The 21,417-nt window shown below is 68.7% G+C and carries 15 protein-coding genes and 1 pseudogene; 2 read left to right on the top strand and 14 right to left on the bottom strand.

What is annotated here, in order from left to right; translation table 11 throughout:
- Positions 1–15 precede the first annotated feature (15 nt).
- The 14 genes from PMI01_RS01620 to PMI01_RS01555 form a co-directional block, all read right to left on the bottom strand.
- A complete protein-coding gene (locus PMI01_RS01620) occupies positions 16–1,305 on the bottom strand; it encodes a histidine-type phosphatase (protein WP_007662154.1) in 1,290 nt (429 codons plus the stop codon).
- A gap of 73 nt (positions 1,306–1,378) precedes the next feature.
- Entirely contained in the window at positions 1,379–4,300 is a 2,922-nt protein-coding gene (locus tag PMI01_RS01615) for a TonB-dependent receptor (RefSeq protein ID WP_007662152.1), read from the bottom strand.
- A gap of 124 nt (positions 4,301–4,424) precedes the next feature.
- On the bottom strand, positions 4,425–5,360 hold the full coding sequence (locus PMI01_RS01610; RefSeq protein WP_007662151.1) for a FecR family protein: 936 nt from the start codon (positions 5,358–5,360) through the stop codon (positions 4,425–4,427).
- Positions 5,357–5,863: an RNA polymerase sigma factor gene (locus PMI01_RS01605; protein WP_007662149.1), complete on the bottom strand. Its 507-nt coding sequence runs from the start codon at positions 5,861–5,863 to the stop codon at positions 5,357–5,359. Before PMI01_RS01605 ends, PMI01_RS01610 begins: the two co-directional genes overlap by 4 nt.
- A 114-nt stretch (positions 5,864–5,977) precedes the next feature.
- Positions 5,978–9,829 carry a beta strand repeat-containing protein gene (locus PMI01_RS25920; protein ID WP_051989868.1) on the bottom strand — a complete coding sequence of 1,284 codons (3,852 nt, stop codon included), beginning with the start codon at positions 9,827–9,829 and terminating at the stop codon, positions 5,978–5,980.
- Positions 9,830–9,856: 27 nt separating this feature from the next.
- Complete coding sequence (locus PMI01_RS01595) at positions 9,857–11,641, bottom strand: ShlB/FhaC/HecB family hemolysin secretion/activation protein (protein WP_081497615.1); 1,785 nt, start codon at positions 11,639–11,641, stop codon at positions 9,857–9,859.
- Positions 11,642–11,696: 55 nt separating this feature from the next.
- Positions 11,697–12,782 (bottom strand): helix-turn-helix domain-containing protein, encoded by a 1,086-nt coding sequence (locus PMI01_RS25915; RefSeq protein WP_081497614.1) that lies wholly within the window; start codon positions 12,780–12,782, stop codon positions 11,697–11,699.
- A gap of 364 nt (positions 12,783–13,146) precedes the next feature.
- A complete protein-coding gene (guaA, locus tag PMI01_RS01585) occupies positions 13,147–14,706 on the bottom strand; it encodes a glutamine-hydrolyzing GMP synthase (RefSeq protein ID WP_007662136.1) in 1,560 nt (519 codons plus the stop codon).
- A gap of 190 nt (positions 14,707–14,896) precedes the next feature.
- A complete protein-coding gene (locus PMI01_RS01580; protein ID WP_007662134.1) occupies positions 14,897–16,168 on the bottom strand; it encodes an RsmB/NOP family class I SAM-dependent RNA methyltransferase in 1,272 nt (423 codons plus the stop codon).
- 6 nt (positions 16,169–16,174) lie between these two features.
- On the bottom strand, positions 16,175–16,570 hold the full coding sequence (locus PMI01_RS01575; protein ID WP_081497613.1) for an MAPEG family protein: 396 nt from the start codon (positions 16,568–16,570) through the stop codon (positions 16,175–16,177).
- A gap of 3 nt (positions 16,571–16,573) precedes the next feature.
- Positions 16,574–18,037, bottom strand: coding sequence for an IMP dehydrogenase (gene guaB, locus PMI01_RS01570; protein WP_007662130.1), 1,464 nt, complete (start codon positions 18,035–18,037; stop codon positions 16,574–16,576).
- 137 nt (positions 18,038–18,174) lie between these two features.
- Positions 18,175–18,378, bottom strand: coding sequence for a hypothetical protein (locus tag PMI01_RS01565; RefSeq protein WP_007662128.1), 204 nt, complete (start codon positions 18,376–18,378; stop codon positions 18,175–18,177).
- A gap of 305 nt (positions 18,379–18,683) precedes the next feature.
- Positions 18,684–19,391: an RlmE family RNA methyltransferase gene (locus PMI01_RS01560; RefSeq protein ID WP_007662126.1), complete on the bottom strand. Its 708-nt coding sequence runs from the start codon at positions 19,389–19,391 to the stop codon at positions 18,684–18,686.
- On the bottom strand, positions 19,388–20,512 hold the full coding sequence (locus PMI01_RS01555) for a Ppx/GppA phosphatase family protein (RefSeq protein ID WP_007662124.1): 1,125 nt from the start codon (positions 20,510–20,512) through the stop codon (positions 19,388–19,390). Before PMI01_RS01555 ends, PMI01_RS01560 begins: the two co-directional genes overlap by 4 nt.
- A gap of 161 nt (positions 20,513–20,673) precedes the next feature.
- Here PMI01_RS01555 and hspQ point away from each other — a divergent pair, with 161 nt between their 5' ends.
- Positions 20,674–21,003, top strand: coding sequence for a heat shock protein HspQ (gene hspQ / locus PMI01_RS01550; RefSeq protein WP_007662122.1), 330 nt, complete (start codon positions 20,674–20,676; stop codon positions 21,001–21,003).
- 81 nt (positions 21,004–21,084) lie between these two features.
- Positions 21,085–21,417 (top strand): annotated as a pseudogene (locus tag PMI01_RS01545) (phenylalanine 4-monooxygenase); the annotation flags it as partial.

Genomic DNA, 21,417 nt, shown 5'->3' with positions numbered 1-21,417 from the left:
CCCGCGCGAGAATGGTCACGGATGGATGAAGCGTCGATCGACCGCGGACCGCACGGTCCAGTCAAAAACCTCCAGCGGACAGTCAAAGGCCGTCGTGGCCTCGCTGCAGGCTGGAATGAAGAGCGGCGAAACCGCCGGCGGGGTCGTCGAACTCAGGGGCGTTCGCTCGCGCAATTGCGGCAGGGTCTGGACCGTGAAACGGGCGCGGATCACACGCTGGCCGTCGGCGCGCCGCCAGCGTTCGAAGACCAGGGCCCCGCCCGGCGCGATCTGGCCGGGCTGGTAGCCCGGCGCCGTCCAATCCAGCCGCAGCAGGCCCGCCAGCATCGCCAGGGTGCCGTCATGGCCGACCACGACCACGATGCGGGAGCTCGCCTCGCCGATCGCGGCCCCATCGGCGTCGCCCAGTAGCGTCGCGAGAAGACGGGACGCCAGGTAGGAACTGGCGACCTGGTCGACATAGGGCGTGCGCAGACGCAGATCGAACTCGGCCTGGTGCAGGGCGAAGACCCGCAACAGGGTGTCCTGGTCCAGCCCCTTCCAGCCCAGCCCGGCGAAGTCCTGGCCGTCGGCCCAGGCCATCAGCAGGCTCTCGGTGACCCCCGAGGCGAAGGCTTCGGGACCGGCGATCCCGACGGTTTCACCGCCGTTGTCGTCGAAGGCCGGAACGGCGTCGATGACGCGCCTCTTGCCGGCGCCGGTGTTCACCGGACAAGGCCGGCGCTCGCATTGCATCAGCAGGGCGTCGAGCGTCTCGACGGCGTCGCGGTGGCTGGCGCTCCAAGCGGCCAGACCGCCCCCGACCCTGCCCTTCACCGCCGCGCGGGCCAGGGCGAGGTCAGGCTTGGCGACACCCGCGCCGACGGGCTCGAACAGCGGATCGACGCGCCCTTCCCCGACCGTATGCACCATGCTGGCGCAGCCGGGCGACAGGCCCTCCGACAAGGCCTCGGCCGTGGCGATCGTGCGCTGGGTGACATTGGCCCAGTAGTAGACGGCGCCGCAGTCGCCGGCGGTCAGCAGGCCTTCGGACGTGTAGAGTTCCCGGTAGTAGGCGCCAAACAGCGTCGAAAGCGCCGCGCCGTTGGGCGTCAGGTGGCCGGCCGGAACCGAGAACCTCGGCCAGGGCCGGGCCGAGGCGGTCTCCAGATTCTCGGGACTGGACATCGCCGCCCGGACGCCGTGGCGCGTCAGGATGACGACCTTCTCGAGCCGGTCGCCGGCCTGCTGGGCGCCGGCCGGCGTCGCGAGGCCAACGGTCAGGGCGAGGATGAGAAAGCTGGTCAGACTGGCGACGAAACGCATGGGGCGCTCAAGATGCGGCCCGCGCGGCGAACCACGCGGGCCAGTTGCGAGGAAGGCGGAGGCGCGAAGGTCCCTAGAACTTGGCGCGCAGGCCCAGGCTCAGGGTTCGGCCATAGTTGGTGTAACCGCCGAACCAACCGCCCTTGACGAACTGCCACTGGGCCGCGTCGGTCAGGTTCTGCCCCTCGATCGCCGCGGTGATCCGGGGCGTGATCTTGTAGCTGACGCTGGCGTCCAGCGAGCCGAACGCCTTGTCGTTGAGGGCTGAAAGTCCAACCCCGCCGACGTCCTGCAGGACGTCGTCGATCCAGCTGTAGCTGGCGCGGGCGGCGAAGCGGTCCTTCTCGTAGAAGCCCGTCAGGTTGAAGCTGTTCTTGGCGACGTTGACCATCGCGTCCTTCAGCGTCGGCGAATAGGTCGCCTCGGTGTCGGTGTAGGTGTAGTTGGCCAGGAACCCGAGACCGTCGAACGGGGCCGGCAGGCTCTTGAACAGGTGCTGGTAGGCCAGTTCCAGGCCCTTGATCGTGGCTTGGCCGCCATTGGTCGGCGAGGTCAGCTGGTAGGTCTGGCCGTCGACGACGAAGTTGGTCTTCTGGCTGTAAACGAAGGTGGTGATGTCCTTGTAGAAGGCGCCGGCGATCAGGGCGCTGCCGGGGGCGAAGTACCACTCCAGGGTGGCGTCGTACTGCCAGGCCTCGAACGGCTTGAGTTCCGGATTGCCGCCGACCGCGGTCAGCACCGTGCCCGAGGAGTTGAGCGTCAGGCGCGGGGCCAGATCGGCCAGGGACGGGCGGGTGATCACCTTGGCGACCGCGACCCGGGCCTGCAGGCTGTCGGACAGCTCCAGCACGAAATTGGCGGTCGGCAGGACGTCGGTATAGGTCTTCTCGTAGCGCACCGGGATCGCCGCCGTCCCGTTGTCGGCGTAACCGGCCGAGACCTGCTTGGTCTGGGCGACCCGGACACCCACCTCGCCGCGCAGGGGCAGGTCGAACAGCCGGGTGTCGAGGTCGGCCAGGCCGTAGCCGGCGGTGATGTTCTCGGACACCGCGTAGGAGTTGCGCTGGTCGGCGCGGGCCGTACCCTTCTGGGTCTTGTCGGCCAGGGCCCAGAAGGCGGCGGGGTCGGGCATGACCCAGGTCTTGGGCACGTTGCCGCCGACGTCGCCGAGGAAGTCGCCGACCGGGAAGGCGTCGAAATAGCTGGCGTCGAAAAATTTGCCGGCCAGGTTGGTCGTGTAGTTGATGTCTGCGCGATTATATTCCCGCTCGCGCTCCCGGTACTTCACGCCGAAGGCGACGCGGGCGATCGGGCCCAGCGACACGGGGCGTTCGGCGTCGAACTGGATCGCCTTTTCCTCGTCGGTGGAGTCGTTGACGCGCCACTCGATGCGGCGGAACGGCAGCAGCGAGGGATTGCCGAGATTGCCGGTGAGAAAGGCGACGCTGGGCAGCTTCTCGTCGTCGGCCTTGGTCATCGAGAACGTCGTCTGGCCGACCGGTCCGAGCAGGCGGGTGCGGGTGATCGGCTTGGAGGTTTCCGAATAGGCCCGGCCGAACGCCAGATCGGCCGACAGGGTCCAGTCGTCGAGCTTCTGGCGAACGTTGAGGCCCAGCATCAGGTTGTCGTGCGCCAGATCGCTGACCTCGCGGCCGATCTGGCTGGTGGAGGTGACCGTGCCGCCGGTCAGCACGCCGTTGGTGATCACCGCCGAGCCGGGAACGAGGGTCGAGACGGTCTGGTCGACCGAATGGGTCAGTTCGTCATAGTGGTCGTCCAGCTTGGTGTAGCTGGCGTCGAAGGTGACCTCGGTGGCGTCGCTCGGGCGGTACTGGGCCGAGAAAACCACCCCTTTGCGTTCACGATCCTCGCGTTCCAGCGTCGGCCGGATGGCGGTGGGATAGAGGCTGATCCCCTGGGCGGCCAGGCTCTTGCCCAGCGTGGTCGTGGTGTCGACATAGCTCCAGCCCACGCCAGTGACCCGGTCCTGGCGCAGGGTGCGCTGGTCGTAGACCAGGGCCAGCAACGCGCCGAAGCTCTTGTCCTCATTGACCCAGTTGATCAGGCCCGAGAGACGCGGATCGGTCTTGCCGGCCAGTTCGGGATAGCTGGCCGTGGCCGAGGCGGCGACGGTGTTGCGGCCCAGGTCCAGCGGGCGGAAGGTCTTGACGTTGATCACCCCGCCGATCGCGCCCTCGTCCAGCGAGGCCAGAGGCGTCTTGCCGACCTCGACGCCGGCCACCAGTTCGGACGGCAGGGTGTCGAAGCGGAACTGGCGGCCGCTCTGGCCGGAGTCGCGCATGTTCTCGTTCACCGCGGCGCTGCGGCCGTTGAGGGTGACGATCTGGAAATTGGGGCCCAGGCCGCGCACGCGCACGAACAGGCCCTCGCCCCGGTCGCGGGTGATGGCGACGCCGGGAACGCGCTGCAGGGCCTCGGCGATGTTGTTGGACGGGAACTTGCCGATGTCCTCGGCCGAGATGGCGTCGATGACGTTGGCGGCCTTGCGCTTGTCGCCCAGAGCCCTGGCCAGGGAGCTGGCGAAGCCGCCGGTGACCACCAGCTCCTCGATGGTGTTGTCGTCGGCCGGGGCCGCGGCCGGCGGCGCGGAGTCCGCCCTGGCGCTCGCCACCGGCGCGGGCCGCGTCGAGATCGGCTGGGCGGCGGGACGCAGGATGGCGCTGCCGCCGCTGCGGACGAAGGTCAGGCCCGTGCCGCGCAGCAGCTGGGCCAGGGCGCGGTCGGCGTCGATCGCGCCCTTGACGCCCGAGGTCCGCTTGCCCTGGATCAGGGCCGGATCGGCCAGCACCTGCAGGCCGGTGGCCCGCGAGAACGCCGGCAGGGCGACCGACAGTTCGCTGGCGGGAATGGCGAGGTTCGCCTTCACGGCGGTGGGCGCCGCCGAAGCGATGGCCGGCGCGGCGAGCGTCGCGCTCGCCAGCAGTAGAGCCACGGCCGAGGCGGAAGGCCGCCAGCTCGAGCTGTTGAACGTCATGCAATATCCCCGACTTTCGCGCGGCGTGTTCGCCGGCTTCGGGGGAAAGACGCGGACGTCTTGCCTTTCAGGACAGGGATTTTTGTGAAGTTTCGAAGACGCCGGGCGATTGACGCCACGCGGGTCAGCGGGTCAGTTCGAGACGGTCGTTCGCCTCGCGCACCTTGAAGCCATGCATCAACGCCAGGTTCCGGACCAGGGTGTCGGGCTCGTCAAGCCGGAAGCGTCCGGCCACGCGCTGACGGCCCAGGGCAGGATCCACGACGACGATCGGCCGCGCCGAATGACGATTGAGCCTTTCGATCAGGCGGTCGAGCGACAGGCCGTCGGTCTCCAGCCAGCCGCTGCGCCAATCCTCGGCGGTCGCGTCGAAGGCGCGGATCTTCGACACGGCGCCGTCCCGCGCCGTCGCCCGCTGGCCGATCGTCAACTCGACGGAGGGACGTCCCAACCCCTCGGGCGTCAGTCGCACCTTGCCGCGATGCACGGACAGGTCCAGCCGGCCTTGGCCGCGTTCCAGGTCGAAGGCGGTGCCCAGCACCCGCACCGCCCCCTCCGGCGCGTCGACCGTGAAGGGCCGGGACGGGTCATGGGCGACATCGAAGAAGGCCTCGCCCCGAGTCAGCCGCACCCGGCGACGATAGGCGCCCAGCTGGACCTCGAGGCTGGTCGCGCCATCGAGCGTCACCCGCGTGCCGTCGGCCAGGGCCATTTCACGCTGCTGGCCTGGAGCCGTTTCCAGATGCTGCGGCGCGACCAACATCAGTTGCAGGTCCGGCCAGGCGACGACGCCCGCGACCGTGCAAGCGGCCAAGGCCAGCCCGCCCATCAGAGCCGCGCCACGCCGCGCCGAGCGCGGCGCCTTCCGGCGCTGGGCGCTGAGACGTAGAGCCTCGACGAGCGCGGGATCCCGCGTGGTGGTCCAGACCTGTTCGAAAGCCTCTGCATTGCCGGGATCGGCCGCTTTCCAGGCCTCGAAGGCGCCGTCAGGCGCGGCGTCGGCGTCCAGACGACGGGCCGCCCAGAGCGTGGCCTCCGGATTGGCGCGATCCCGCCTCATGCGCGCCGCCCCGCCTGGCGGCGCTCGGCCTTGGCGACCTCACGGTGCAATTGCTCCAGCGCGCGCACCACATGCTTTTCGACCGCGGCCTCGTTCATGGCGAGATCAACGGCGATCTGCCGGCAGCTCTGGCCATGCAGACGGCGGCGGATGAAGACGTCCCGCCGCAGGGGCGGCATGGCGTCCAGCGCCCTGCTGAACACCTCGACCTTCTGGCGATGCATCAGGATCTGCTCCGGCGCGGGGGCTTCGCAGGGGATGTCGTCGTTCAACGCCTCGACCGGTCGGCGCTTGCGGTTGCGAAAATGGTCGCGAACCAGGTTGAGGGCGATGCTGTAGCCAAGCGCCGCCCGGTCGACGACGGTCCGCGCACGCTCGTAGGTCAGCAGGCGCGCGAAGGTTTCCTGCACCAGATCGTCGGCCGCGGCCGGGTCGCGGGTGCGCCGGACGATGAAGTGGTAGAGGTCGTCCCGCTGGGCCCGGACGCTGACGAGGTCGGTCATCGACGCGGCTCACCGCGACCGCTCTTCACAAAGGTCATGTCCTGCGGAATCGCCAGCATGGGCTGCGCTTAGCACCGGCATGTGACAGTTCGACGGATTTCCTGAGTTCCGGGGTTACCACACCGGACGGATGAACTCCGCCGCGAAGGTCAAGTCCGGAGCGCCGACTCTGGGCGACCTCGGATCGGGCGTGTCCGTCGCGGCGGCGGTCATGCGGCGTACCTCCCCGGCCGTCAGCGTATGGGGCGAGGCCAGAATGGTGAGCGGAGCGGCGGCGAAATCCGCGATCGCGTAGTTGCCTCCGGCGGCGAGCGTGCCCCGAGTGATGACATAGGTTCCCGGCACGAAGTTGTTCAGCGCGGTGGAGGCCAGGGAGCCGGTGAACACGTCCGCCGCCGTATCGCCGCCAACCAAGCCCCCACCGCCGAGACCGAAGGTGAGAGCCGGCATGTCGTGCCCGGCCGTGAGGGTCTGAGGGGTCGCGGCGACATCGACAGGTCGGCGCGCGATGTCGGCGACCGCCGTGATGCTCCGGCTCGCGAGCGTGTAGTTTCCGGCGTCCGCACCCGACAGGGTCAAGCCGGAAACCGCGATGACCTTGTCCGCGCCCGCGTTCCTATCCGTGAAGGCGGCGTCGCCGGTGACGATCAGGGCGCTTCCGGCGGCGCGGTTGTCGTTGAAGCTGACCGTGGCGCTGACCGCGCCGTCATAAACCTTGCCGACGCCCGAGGCGGTGACGATCAGGATCGCCTTGCCGATGGTCAGCGCGCCGTCCACGTAGCGGATGTCGTAGTTGCCGGAACTGAGGCCCGAGACGGTCAGGCCGTAGCTCCCGGCGCTGATCGCGCCCTGCGCCGTTCCGCCATGGACCAGCGCTCCCCCCAGCGCCGAAGCGGTTTCACCGTTGACGAAGCCAGCGTAATCGACGCCGGCGCCGCCAGCGTAGGCGACGCCGTCATAGACCTTGCTTGCGCCAAGAGCCGTCACCGTCAGCGCCGCCTTGCCGATGGTCAGCACGCCGTCCACGTAGCGGATGTCGTAGTTGCCTGAGTTCAGGCCCGAGACGGTCAGGCCGTAACTCCCGGCGTTGACCGCGCCCTGCGCCGTTCCGCCATACACCAGCGCTCCACCCAGCACCAAAGCGGTCTCGCCATTGACCAAGCCCACGTAACCGACGCCGGCTCCGCCGCCGAAGGCCAGGCCGTCATAGGTCTTGGCGTCGTTCAAGGCCGTGACCGTCAACGCCGCCTTGCCGATGGTCAGCGCACCGTCGACATAGGAAATGTCGTAGCCCTGCTGGTCTGAATAGAGACCACCAGCCTTGATCGCATAACTTCCCGTGTTGACGGCGCCCACGGCGGAGCCGCCATAGGTCAAGGAACCGAGCAGCGCGGCGCCCGGCGTCGAGTTGGTGAAGCCCGCGCCGCCGGCATAAGCCAGACCGTCGTAGGTCTTGCCGTCGCCCAAGGCCGTCACCGTGACGCCCTTCAGGAAACCCCGCAGCAGCGGGGCGGTCTGGCCGTCATAGATGCGCCAGGTCGCGCTCGTCCCGCCCATGGCGTCGATGTTCCAACCCGCGGCGGTGAAGGTCGAGAGGTCCGTCATCTGGGCGGCGGTCAGTCCGCTGACGCCGGCGCTTGCGGCGCCGGCGCCGATCCCCGACGCCAGGCCGCTGCGCGTCACGTCCCAGAAGCTCGCGCCGACCGAGCCGCTGTTGTCACCGACAAGGCCGCCGGCGCTCAGGTCGCCGGACACCGCGCCCGTGGCGTAGCTTGTCCGTATCGCGCCGATGTTCGAGGCGACCAGCCCGCCGGCATAGCCGTAGTTCGACACCGCGCCCGTGGCGTAGCTGTCCTCGATAACGCCCCCGTTGAGCCCGACCAGTCCGCCGGCGAACTCGCCCCCCGTCACCGGGCCGGTGGCGTAGCCGCCGCTGAGCAGGCTTCCCGCGGCGACATAGCCGACCAGGCCGCCTGAATAGGTGGCATGGCCGTTATGGCCCGGATTGGAACTTCGGGCCGTGATCACGCCCGTGGCGTGGCTGTTGCTGACCGTCGTCGCGAAGATCCCGCCCACCAGGCCGCCGACATATTCGCCGGCGTTGATGCTGGTGACGTCGCCGGTCGTGTAGGCGTTGCTGATGGTGCTTTGATAGGCCTCGCCGATCAGCCCGCCGGCGGACGTCTCCGTGGCGCCTGAGTAGATCTTGAGGGTGCTGAAGACATTGCTGACCTTGGCGTTCACGACGATGCCCGCGAGGGCGCCGATATAGACGAGGTCCGGGACCCACGATCGGATCGTCGAAGCGCCGGTCAGGCCGAAGTCACGGAACGTGCCGTTCTGCGAGTAGCCGAACAGGCCGACATAAGTGGTCCCGGTGATCGAAAGATCGGAAATCGTGTTGCCCAGGCCATGCAGCGCGCCGCTGAAGGCCGTGCCGCCCCACATCCCCAGGGGGGTGAAGCCGGCGCCGGCGTTCCAGCTGCTGGTGGCTGATGCGTCGATGTCGCCCGCCAGCGCGTATCGACCGGCGAGATCGTTCTGGATCGCCTGCAACTGGCCGACGTCGTGGATCAACGTATAGGCGGCGCCGTTGAGCGACAGGCTGGCGTTGGCGCCCGAAAGCGTGACGCGGGCGCCAGTCCCGAACCTGTAGTCGCCGCCGTAGTTCAGGGCGAGGCCGGCGTTGGCGCCAGTGGCGGCGACGGGCGCGTTGATGACGACATCGCCGGCGGCGTCGAGGGTCAGGATGGTGTCGGCGCTCCAGGAGATCGGCGCCGCGACCGTGATGTTCCCGGCCTGGGCGCCTCCAACGCCGGTGGAGATCGTCACGCCGGTGTTGGCCAGGGCGTTGGTCAGGGTCGTCACGTTGATCACCGTGTCGTCCGCGCTGGCCGTCAAGCCCCCTGCTCCGCTGGACGGCCCTGCCGAGATCGTCACGTCGTGCGGATCGATCAACCAGGTTCCGGTCCGTCCCGAGGTCGAGCGGGTGGTGACCTGGGTCCCATCGGCCACGGCCACCCTGGCGGCCGAGGTTTCGACAAAGCCGCCATCGCCGCCGGCCGGGGCGGATGCGTCGATCACGCCGCCGATCCTGGCCTGGCCCGTATCCATGTCCGCCAGCAGGAGAATTCGTCCCGCCTGGCCGCCGATCGTCCTGGCCTGGATTGTCCCGGTGTTGGCGACCACCGAGGATATCGCGGTGCCGACGCCTTGCGCGGTCATCATCACCTGGCCGCCGTCCGCCGCGATCAGCCCGCCGTTCTCGACCAACCCTGCCGTCGTGTCGCCGTCCACCTCGATCAGGAGGCGCCCGTTCGCCCCCGCGCTCAGGGTGATCTTGGCGCCCGAGGCCAAGGCCACGTGGCCGCCGGCGGCGGCGATCACGCCCGGGTTGGAGACCTGTCCGCCGACCAGCACCACCGAGCCGCCGCCCCGGGTGGTGATCGTCCCTTCGTTGACCACAACGCCCGGTGCGCCGTCGCGGATGAAGACCTCCCGGCCAGCGAGGAAATCCCGATCGACAATGTCCGCCGTCGAGGCGAGCAGCCCGCCCACGTTGACCTGCGCGCCCTTGGCGAACAACACACCGTTGGGGTTGACGACATAGACCTTGCCGTTGGCCGAGACCTTGCCCGCGATCACGCTGCCAGCGCCCGCGATGACGCGGTTCAGCGTAACCGAGGCGGCGTCGGGCTGCTTGAACGTGACAGAGGCGTCCGCGCCCACATCGAAGCCCTGCCAGTTGATGATCCCCCTCGCCGTCTCCTGGGTCACGGTCATCGCCGCGCCAGACGAGTCGATCGTCACCTGCCCCGAGACCACTCGCCCGCCCGTGGGCAATGCGCCACCGGCGACGCCGTCCGCCAGGGCCAGACCCGGCTGCGCCATCAGGCCCAGCGCCGCCAAAGCGATGGTCCAGCGGCCCGTCGCCCGATTCCTGACCAGCCGATAGGTCCGGTTCATTCCGCCGCGATCAGACATCGATCCACCTCAGAACAGTTTGGCGATGGAGAGCCACGCCCTTGGATCGGTCACGCCGCCGTCCTGGTTGTGGTTGGGCTGGTCCGCGCCGCGATTGGACCCGATGGGGCACGCGACGACGAAACTGACGCTCGTTCGGTCCGGAAGGGTCCATGCGAGGCCGAAGCCGGCGCCGAACAATGAATAGCTGTTGGGTCGGTTCGAGCCGGCGTTCCAGGCCTTCCAGGTGTCGGCGTGCTGGCGAACCAGGCCCGCATCGACGAAAGCGAAACCGTCGAGACCCGCCGCCCAGGCCTCGGCGATCGGTCCGTGTACTTCGAGACTGCCCAGGATTCCGCTGTCGCCCGCCGCCTCGTTGACCGGATAGGCCCGCACGCCGTCGGGGCCGCCCAGCGAGAACTGTTCGGAACTGTCGAGATTTCCAAAGGCCCATTGGCCGGCGATGCGGCCGCGCAGCATCAGGTCCGGCGCCCGGGCCAACCTCTGGTCCCGCCGGCCCTCGACGACGAACTTGGAGAAGCCGCCCGCGGCGCGCGGCCCCGCCGCGTCCTGGGCCTTGTCCATCGGCAGGCGGGAGAGGTCGAGCGCCCCCCAGGTCGCCGTGACGGCGTAGGTGGTGAAACCGCCGCCGCCCCAATCGTCGGCGGCCTCGCCCATCAGGCCCAGCGCGCCCTTGTCGATCCGCTTTCGGCGAAGCGGCCGCCCCAGGCTGTTGTCGTCATAACGGCCATGATCAAACCCGGCGCGGACGCGCAAGGTCCAGGCCGCGCCGCGGACCAGGGGATAGGAAAGGTCACCGCCCAGCGTCGTCGCGGCGCCGTCGCTGTCGAGGTCCTTGAAGTCGCCGCCCAACCTGTAGCCGAGGGTGCTGACATGAATCCCGGCGCGCCAGCCGTCGGCGCCCAGGGGCAAGCTGTAGGCGACCGCCCCATAGCCAAGCCGCTCAGCCCCGGCGATCTGAACCTGGAGTTGGTCGCCCCGGCCAAGCCCGTTGTTGAGCGAGAGGGCGGCGGTCGCCTGATAGACACCCGTCGATCGTACGCCGAAGTTGCCGACGCCCACCCTGCCCGTCGCGAACGGCTCGTCCTCGATCGTCAGTTCCAGGTCGCTGGCCCCGGGGGTCGCTCCCGCCTTCAGCGTGCCGCGCACCGCGATTCCCGGCAGGTCGCCGGCCAGCAGAAGGCCCCGTTCCAGGGCGTTGACCGAGTAGGGCGCGCCGGGCGTCAGGCGGGCGGCGACCACCGATTCCACGAAGTCCCGGTCGGCGCGCGTCGGGCCCGCTGTCCGTAGGACACGGCCAAAACGCCCCTCGATGACCGCGATGTGAACGGCGCCGTCGCTGACGTCCTGAGCCGGCAGATAGGCGCGGGCGAAGTAGCCGCGCGTCCGGTAGTGGCCGGCGACCTTCTGCGCCGCCGCCTGAAGCTCAGCGAAGGACAGGGACCGGCCAACATCCGCCCGCAGCAGGGCCTCCAGTTCCGAAGCGGGAACCAGGGTCGCGCCGTCCACCACGAACCGCGCCACCGCGACCCGTCGGCCATTGTCGGGTCCCGACGGCGGCGCTTCGGGCGCGACCGTCGGACTGGTGGGCGTCAGACGCGGGATTTCCTGGCGCAACTGCCTCTGGAGACTTCCGGCGTCCGGCGCCGTCTGCGCCCAGACCGGACCGCAAAGGGCGCCGGCGCCCAGCACCGCCGCGGCTCCCGCCAGGCGCGCCGCGCCCTTCCCGCCCCCACCGCTCATGCCCGCCACGCCTCCGGATTCCGGACGGCGCAGAAGGGTACCCGATCCCATGACGCCAAAGGGCGCTCATAGAAAGGGATGGCGGAATGGCGTTAGGGATCGCGTCTCAAAAGAGACGCCCTGGCGTCTCAAGGCTACGCAGGCCCCCTTCGGCGAGCAGCGCGCTGCGCGCCTCGCGCGGCGTGCGGCCGAACCTTCGCTTGAAGAGCCGCGAGAAGTCCGAGACGTCGGACCCGAACCCACAGCTCCAGGCCAGTTCGGCTATGCCTGTCTGGGGGTCCTGCGCCAGTTTCCGCAGAAAGACACGCAGCCGGACGTCCCGCAGGTGGGCCGCAACGGTCTGTTCGCGGGCCGCGAACACGCGATAGAGATGCGCCCGCGAACACCCCAGCGCCGCCGCGATCATGTCGGGACTAAGATCGTGCCGGTAATGGTGCAAGTCGATGAAGCGCTGGGCCGCCGTGAACAGGCCCGCCTGTTCCCGCGGCTCGTCAGCCCTCGTCTCCAGCACGCGCCGCCGCAGGAGCACGCCGGCCAGGCTCGTGGCCGCGTCAAGGGCCGCGTCGAACTCCTCCGGTCCCAGCGTGGCGCCGTGCTCGGCGAGCAGACGCATCTGCCCGATCAGAAACGGCGCCAGCGGTGATCCCGACAGGGTGGCGAGCGCCAACCTGTCGTCGATCCTGGCCTCGCCCACCGCCGCGACGACCACCGGACGCGGCAGGTAGAGGCTGACGACATGGTAGGCGTCGCCGTGGGTGCTCTGCGGACGGGTGGCGTCATAGGCGAAGAGGTCTCCCGCCCGGAGGGCCGCCGCACCCCCCTTGTCGACTTCGATATGATGCCCCCCCGAGAGCAGCAGGTTGATCGAAAGACCGTCGAGGCCGTCCGCCGCGTGATGTCGCCGGGTTCGCTGGCCGGTCATGGCGAACCCGATCTCCTGTTCGAAATAGACCGCTTGCCCGCCCGCGAACCACCGGGTCCTCGCATGGGACCGCTCGACGGCCTCGGCGTCGGTGAGACGGACATCGGCTGTCCCGAACAGCCCTGTTTCATTGAGATGACTGAATCGCCGCCCCGATGGGACGCCGCGAGTTGAAAACTCGCCATACTGGTAGCGCGGCAATCCCCCAGCGGTGTCTGGCCGGTCTTCCGGATCTCCCCGCGGGCCAGAATGTTCGTGTCCAACGGTCATGGATCGCGCGCCCTGATCTTCCAGACTGAAAGCGGATGATCGGCATGAGAGGTCGTCTCCGCCGTGGCGGGGTCGCCGTCAAATTTCGCCAGGTTCGTCCGATCGCCGGCCAAGCGGCCGACGTCTCCATTTCCCGGCAAATCCTTTCACCATGCAAGCTGAGATAGTGGCCCGACCCTGTCGGGTCGATAGCCCAGCCCCTGGAGCACGCCCTTCCCGTCAACGCGGCGCCGGACGGTCAGAACCCTTCGCAATAGCGAGCCCGGCGCGGAGCCTAAGCGAAGGCGCAAATAGCACTCGCCGGGGCCACCCAAGTGAGCCCGGGACGACGGATAGATCCGGCGAATGCGGTGTTATATTACCCCTATTCCCACTCGATCGTACCGGGGGGCTTGGAGGTCACGTCGTAGACGACGCGGTTGACGCCGCGGACCTCGTTGATGATCCGGGTGGCGGTCTTGCCCAGCACGTCCCAGGGGAACTCGAAGAAGTCGGCGGTCATGCCGTCGGTGGAGGTCACCGCGCGCAGGGCCAGGACGTTCTCGTAGGTGCGGGCGTCGCCCATCACCCCGACCGTCTTGACCGGGAGCAGCACGGCGAAGGCCTGCCAGATCTTGTCGTAGAGGCCGGCCTCGCGGATCGCTTCCAGATAGATGGCGTCGGCCTGCTGCAGCACCGCGACCTTCTCGGGCGTGATGTCGCCGGGGATGCGGATGGCCAGGCCCGGACCGGGGAACGGGTGGCGGCCGACGAAGGCCGGGGCCAGGCCCAGTTCCACGCCCAGGGCGCGGACCTCGTCCTTGAACAGCTCGCGCAGCGGCTCGACCAGCTTCAGCTTCATGAAGTCGGGCAGACCGCCGACATTGTGGTGGCTCTTGATCACCGCCGAGGGGCCGCCGCGCGCCGAGACGCTCTCGACCACGTCGGGATAGAGCGTGCCCTGGGCCAGGAAATCGGCGCCGTCGATCCTGGCGGCCTCGCGGTCGAAGATGTCGATGAACTTGCCGCCGATGATCTTGCGCTTGGTTTCGGGGTCGCTGACCCCGGCCAGGGCGCCCAGGAATTCGGCGCCGGCGTCCACATGGATCAGCGGGATGTTGTAGTGGTCGCGGAACAGGGTGACGACCTGTTCGGCCTCGTTGAGGCGCAGCAGGCCGGTGTCGACGAACACGCAGGTCAGCTGATCGCCGATCGCCTCGTGGATCAGCACGGCGGCCACCGAGCTGTCGACGCCGCCCGACAGGCCGCAGATCACCTTGCCGGTCCCGACCTGGTCGCGGATCCTCGTGACCATCTCCTGGCGGAAGGCGGCCATGGTCCAGTCGCCCTTCAGCCCGGCCAGCTTCAGGAAGTTGCGATAGATCTGGGCGCCGTTGACCGTGTGGACCACCTCGGGGTGGAACTGCACGCCGTAGATCTTGCGCGCGTCATTGGCGATGGCCGCGAACGGCGCGCCGGTCGAGGTGGCGATGACCTCGAAGCCTTCGGGGATCGCGGTCACGCGGTCGCCGTGGCTCATCCACACGGTTTCCAGCTCGCCCACGCCCGCCAGGCCGGCGAACAGCGGGTTGTCCTTGCCGATGGTCAGCTCGGCGCGACCGAATTCGCCGGCATGGCCGCCCTCGACCTTGCCGCCCAGCACGTCGCACAGCAGTTGCTCGCCGTAGCAGACGCAGAGCATCGGCACGCCCAGCTCGAACAGCTTGGTCCCGATGCGCGGGCTGTCGGCTTCCAGAACGCTGGCCGGGCCGCCCGACAGGATGATGGCGCTGGGGGCGTAGTCGTCGACCAGGCCTTCGGCCTTGTCGAAGGGATGGATCTCGCAATAGACGCCGGCCTCGCGCACCCGGCGCGCGATCAGCTGGGTGACCTGGCTGCCGAAATCGACGATCAGGACGCGCTGGTGGTGGGGTTCAGGGGTCATGCGCGGGTCCTTTTCAGCGTCGTTCGTTCATGTCGGGTCCTTCTCCCCTCGCGGGAGAAGGTGTCGGCCTCAGGCCGACGGATGAGGGGGCGCACGGCGGACGATGCGGTCTCGTCGCACAGCGGTCGCGCCGTGGAAGACCCCTCATCGACCGCCGAGCGGCCACCTTCTCCCACAGGGGGAGAAGGATTTAAGACTTCCGCTCCAGCACCGCCGCGAAGAAGCCGTCCGTGCCGGCGCTCTTGGGCGTCAGGCGCAGATAGCCCTGCGCGGTGATGTGCTCCTGCACGCCATCGAGCGTGACGGGCGTCGCGGCGAAACCGGGGTGGCGTTCAATGAAGGCCGCGACACGGTCCTCGTTCTCCTCGACCAATAGCGAGCAGGTCACATAGATCAGCCGGCCGCCGACCTTCACGAAGTCGGCCGCGTCGGCCAGCACCGCGTCCTGCTCGATCTGGCGCTTGGCCAGTTGGTCGGGCGACAGGCGCCACTTGGCGTCCGGGTGGCGGCGCCAGGTGCCCGAGCCGGTGCAGGGGGCGTCGACGAACACCAGGTCCAGCTTGCCTTCCAGGCCCTTCAGCGGCTCGCCCTCGATCGGTGAGCGGATCTGCAGGTTGCGCACCCCTGCCCGCTGCGCGCGGCGGATGGTGTCGGCCAGGCGGCGGGCGTCACTGTCGTGGGCGTAGATCTGGCCGCTGTTGCCCATGGCGGCGGCCAGGGCCAGGGTCTTGCCCCCGCCGCCGGCGCAGAAGTCGAGCACCTGCTTGCCCTTGATCGGCCCGGCCGTGGCGGCGGCGATCTGCGAGCCCAGGTCCTGGACCTCGAACCAGCCCTTGGAGAAGGCCGGCACGGCCTCGACCGAGGGGGTGCGGTCGGCGGCCTGGGGCGCGGCGATGCGAAAGGCGGCGTCCAGCACGCCGGCCGGCTCCGCGCCGATCGCGGCCACGGCCTTGGCGCCGCGCGGTACGTCGGTCTTCAGCAGATTGACGCGCAGATCGACCGGCGCGCGTTGCGACAGCGCCGCCATTTCGGCGGTGCGGCCGTCGCCCAGGGCGCGGGTCAGGAAGGGTTCGAGCCAGTCGGCATAGTCGCCGGCGACGGCCGCCGGCGCCTCGGCGATCGGACGCGGCGCGGCGATGCGTTCGAGCTCGACCTCGGTCAGGGCGCCGGGTCCGTGCTCCTCGCCGACGGCTTCGGCGATGCGCTCGGCGGGCCAGGCCCAGTCATGGGCCAGCACGCCCAGCACCACGCCGCGGGCGCTGTCGTCGCCCATCATCCAGCCCAGCGAGCGCTTGCGGCGCAGGGCGTCCAGCGCCAGGCCCGAGACGAAGGCCCGGTCCTTGGAGCCGGCGTAGCGGGCGCTCTCGCCCCAGCGCTTCAGCGCCATCCGTACAGGGAAGTGGCGCGTCTCGATCTCGGTGAGAACCTCGATCGCCGCTGTCAGTCTGCCGCCGTCACGCATTTGTTTTCAGATCACCAAGGCCGCCAGGATCAGGCCTAGGCCCACCATGGAAGCAAGCCAGACCAGCGAGCGGACAACCGGCACGCCGAAGGCATAGAGAAGGACATAGACCGTCCGCGCGCCAACATAGAGCACGGCGCCATAGGTGGTGAGCGTTCCGAGCCGGCCGCCCAGATAGGCGACCAGCACGGCGGCGGCGAAGAACGGGAAGGTCTCGCGGAAGTTGGCGAAGGCGCGCTCAAGGCGCCCCGCCATTCCCGCGAGCTCCACCGGCGTGTCGCGGGGGCCGACGTTCCACTTCAGGCCCCGCTGCGGCTGGGCGGCCGCGGCCGCCCAGAACAGGTGGACGAGGCCGAGGACCACCGCGGCGGCCAGCATCTGAAGCTCGAAGGCCATCCGCACGCGCTAGACCGCGCTCGGATAGTTGGGCGCTTCCCGCGTGATCATCACGTCGTGGACGTGGCTCTCGCGCAGACCAGCGCCGGTGATCCGCACGAAGCGGGCCCGCTTCTGGAACTCCAGGATGTCAGGCGCGCCGACATAGCCCATGGCCGCCCGCAGGCCGCCGACCAGCTGGTGCAGCACCGGGGCGATCGGACCCTTGAAAGGTGTTTGCCCTTCAATGCCTTCCGGCACCAGCTTGAAGCTGTCGGTGATGTCCTTCTGGAAGTAGCGGTCGGCCGAACCGCGGGCCATGGCGCCCACCGAGCCCATGCCGCGATAGCTCTTGTACGAGCGGCCCTGGTACAGGAACACCTCGCCCGGCGCCTCTTCGGTGCCGGCGAACATCGAGCCCATCATCGCGGTCGAGGCCCCGGCCGCGATGGCCTTGGCCAGGTCGCCCGAATATTTGATGCCGCCGTCGGCGATCACCGGGGTGCCGCTTTCGCGGGCGGCGCGGACGGCTTCGGCGATGGCGGTCAGTTGCGGCACGCCCACGCCGGCCACGATGCGGGTGGTGCAGATGCTGCCCGGGCCGATGCCGACCTTCACCGCGTCGGCGCCGGCGTCGATCAGGGCGCGAGCGGCGTCGTAGGTGGCGATGTTGCCGGCCACGATCTGCACGCGGTTGGCCTCGCGCTTCAGGCGGCTGACCGCCTGGGCGACCTGGCTGGAGTGACCGTGGGCGGTGTCGATCACCACCACGTCCACGCCGGCCTCGACCAGGCCCATCGAGCGTTCGAAGCCGGCGTCGCCGACCGTCGACGCCGCGCCGACCAGCAGCCGGCCCTTGTCGTCCTTGGCGGCCAGGGGGTGAGCCTGGGCCTTCTCGATGTCCTTGACGGTGATCAGGCCGACGGCGCGATAGGCGTCGTCGACGACGATCAGGCGTTCGATCTTGTGCTTGCGCAGCAGTTCGCGCGCTTCGCGGGGATCGACGCCCTCGCGCACCGTGATCAGGTTCTCGTGGGTCATCAGCGCCGAGGCCGGGACCTTGTCGTCGCCCTCGAAGCGCATATCGCGGTTGGTCAGGATGCCGACCAGCTTGCCGGTCCTGGCCTCGACCACGGGAAAGCCCGAGATCTTGCGGCGGGCCGTGATCTCGCGGATCTCGGCCAGGGTGGTGTCGGGATTGATGGTCAGCGGATTGATGACCATGCCGCTTTCGTAACGCTTCACTTCGCGCACGTGGTCGGCCTGTTCGTCCACCGTCATGTTACGGTGCAGGATGCCCATGCCGCCGGCCTGGGCCATGGCGATGGCGAGCCGGCTTTCGGTGACCGTGTCCATGGCGGCGGACACGAGCGGGATGTTCAGACTGATTTCACGCGTGAACTTGGTCTCGGTCGTCACCTGGGTGGGCATGACGTCGGACGGACCGGGTTCGAGCAAAACGTCGTCGAAGGTGAGCCCTTCGCGAATCTCCATTGGAGTCTCCATTTTGCGAGCCGCGTATACCTACGGGAGGCCGTCGTGTCGACCCGATTGGCTGCATAAATGGTGACGAAGAGGCTCTAAGTGCAGGGTCGGCGACGTCGAGGGGGCCCCAACGCCGCCGAAGCGCGTCAGTGGATGGGCTTGGCCCCAGGCGCGGAGCACTTGGCGAACTTGCCCTTGGCGTCCTTGCATTTGACCGGCTTGGCCGGGGCCGAGGCCGGACACTTGGTGAACTTGCCCTTGGCGTCCTTGCAGGGCGCGGCATAGGCGGAAGAGCCCGCCGCCGACAGTCCAATAGCGAGAGCGATGGCGATACTCAGGGACTTTGACATCTAACGGCCTCTCGTAATGACGCGTCGAATACGCGGGCCGATGGTCACGCCGACAATCGCGCCGCCGCAAGAGTTCGAATTGTAAAATTCGCTATGCAGCGAAGCTTAGAGAGGCCGTTCACCGCTCAAAATACATCCATGAGACGATTTAATTCTATCGCAATTTTTACGATCTATTCTTATGGGGGACTAAACATCAAGAAATCAATCTATGGATTACTAGTTGCGGGAAGGCAAAACGCGGAGGGGTAGTCGTTGCTCCCCGAGCAGCGCAACGACTCCAAACATCTGCCTTGGGCGGGCGCCTAGCGCCCCTTGAACCCCGTCGCCACCAGGAAGACCTCGGAGCTGTCGCTGCGGCTGGCCTTGGGCTTGAAGTGGACGACCTTGGTGAAGTGCTTCTTGAGCTGGGCGATCACCTCGGCGGTCTCGCCGCCCTGGAACGCCTTGGCCACGAAGGCGCCGCCGGGCTTGAGCACCTCGATGGCGAACTCCGCGCCGATCTCGATCAGGCCGACGATCCGCAGGTGGTCGGTCTCGCGGTGGCCGACGGTGTTGGGGGCCATGTCCGACATCACCAGGTCTGGCGCGCCGCCCAGCAGCTCCAGCATCTTCGGCGGACAGGCCGGGTCGGTGAAGTCCATCTCCAGGATGTGGGCCGGCGCGACCGGATCGACCGGCAGCAGGTCGACGCCGACGATATCGGTCACGCCGCGCTCGGTGGCGATCTGCAGCCAGCCGCCGGGCGCGCAGCCCAGGTCGATGATCCGCGCGCCCTTCCTGAAGAAGTGGTGCTTGTCGTCGATCTCGCTGATCTTAAAGGCGGCGCGGCTGCGATAGCCCAGGGCCCGGGCCTTGGCCGAGAACGGGTCGTTGATCTGCCGCTCCAGCCAGGCCTGCTGCGAGGGCGTGCGGCCGAAGGCGGTCTTCAGGCGGGCCGGCTTGGCCCGGCCGCCGTCGTTGCCGCCGGCCGGCGGCTTGACCATGCGCTTGCGGGGGGGCTCGTCGTTCATGCGTTCACCGTCTCGAGCCTGGAGCGGCCCGCGCCGCCGCGCCGACGCCGGCGCGGCTTCTTCTGTTGATCGGACATCAGGGACATCAGAAGTCCCTCTCTAAGCCCCCGATCGGCGACACGCACGCGCGAACACGGCCAAAGCTCCTGAACGGCCTGAAGAATCGCCGCTCCGGCCAGCACCAGGTCGGCCCGATCGGCCCCGATGCACGGCTCCAGGGCCCGCTCCCGGGCGGTCAGGGTCAGTAGCCGATCAGCCGCCGCCTCGCATTCGTGGCGGTGCATCCACAGGCCGTCGACCACGTTGCGGTCGTAGCGCGGCAGGCCCAGGTGCAGGCCCGCCAGACTGGTGATCGCCCCCGAGGTGCCGACCATGTGGGCCCGGCCGTTCTCGAACAGCTCGCGCATCGGCTCGGCGTGCGGGAAGGCCTCGATCCGCCCCTTGACCTCGTCGACCATGGCCCGGAACCACCCCTCCTCCACTCGCTCGCCCTCGGGAAAGCGCTCGGCCAGGGTGACCACGCCGATCGGGATCGACAGCCAGGCCTTGATCGGCAGCCGCCAGGCGGCGAACTGCCGGGGCTTGGCGTCCAGCCCGCCGCCCTTGAGATCGACCCAGGACAGCTCCGTCGAACCGCCGCCGACATCGACCACCAGGGCCGCCTCGGCCTCGCGGTCGAACAGGCTCATGCACCCGGCCACCGACAGTTGGGCCTCTTCCTTCGGCGTGATGATCTGCAGCCGCAGGCCGGTCTCCTCGGCCACGCGGCGCACGAAGTCGGGACCATTGGTCGCACCCCGGCAGGCCTGGGTGGCCACCGCCTTCACGCGCAGCACCTTGCGGCGGCGAATCTTCTCGGCGCAGACCTTCAGGGCGGCCATCGAGCGGGTCATGGCCTCGTCCGACAGGCGGCCGCTCTGCGACAACCCCTCGCCCAGGCGCACGATGCGGGAATAGGCCTCGACGACGCGGAAGCCCCGCGGCGAAGGCGTCGCCACCAGCAGGCGGCAGTTGTTCGTACCCAGGTCGAGCGCCGCATAGCACGACTGCTCGCCTGGCGGCCGGCGCCGGCCCGAGCCCTGAGGCTGAGGCGCGCCGGGCGCGCTCGGCGCCTCCGACATGGTCTTTCCACCTTGTCTCGCAGGCGATTCATGCCGAACCGCCTCACTTCGGAACCGAGCATAGCAACGAGATTCCCGCGCCGGAAGGCGTCGCCTTGTTATCCGGTCACGGAACTCTACGTTCAGGTTCTAGTCAGGAGACTCGGATTAGGCTGTCCGTCATGAATTCGAGATTCGCCAAATTCGCGATCGGCCAGGTGGTCAAGCACCGGATCTTCCCCTTCCGGGGCGTGGTGTTCGACGTCGACCCCGTGTTCGCCAACACCGAGGAATGGTGGAACTCCATCCCCGAGGACATCCGGCCGACCAAGGACCAGCCGTTCTACCACCTGCTGGCCGAGAACGACGACAACACCTATGTCGCCTACGTCTCCGAGCAGAACCTGCTGGCCGACGAGACCGGCGAGCCGGTGGGCCATCCGCAGACGGCGGTGATCTTCGAGAGCTTCGACCACGGCGCCTACAAGCTTCGCCCCCGGATTTCGCACTAGACGCAACGTCTCTCCGGGCGCCCCGGTATATCGCGCAAAATCCGAACGGAACTTGCCGCGAACCGGGCGTAACGTCATCCCATGAGCGCAGATGGTTTTAGCGGCGGCCCGCCCCCCGGGGCGAGGCCGGATTGGACGATCGATCAGGGCTGGGAGAACTACACCCAGGCCGAGCACGACGTCTGGATCACCCTGTACGAACGCCAGACAGCCCTGCTCCCGGGCCGGGCCTGCGATGCGTTCCTGCGCGGTCTCGACGCGCTCGACCTGCACCGTTCGGGCATTCCCGACTTCAAGCGGATCAACGAGGAACTCCAGCGCCTGACCGGCTGGAGCGTGGTGGCCGTGCCGGGCCTAGTGCCCGACGACGTGTTCTTCGACCACCTGGCCAACCGCCGCTTCCCGGCCGGGCCG

Source organism: Caulobacter sp. AP07 (assembly GCF_000281955.1).
Taxonomy (GTDB): Bacteria; Pseudomonadota; Alphaproteobacteria; order Caulobacterales; family Caulobacteraceae; genus Caulobacter.
Note: the sequence above shows the minus strand (reverse complement) of the source record. Positions and strands in the feature narration are given on the sequence as shown.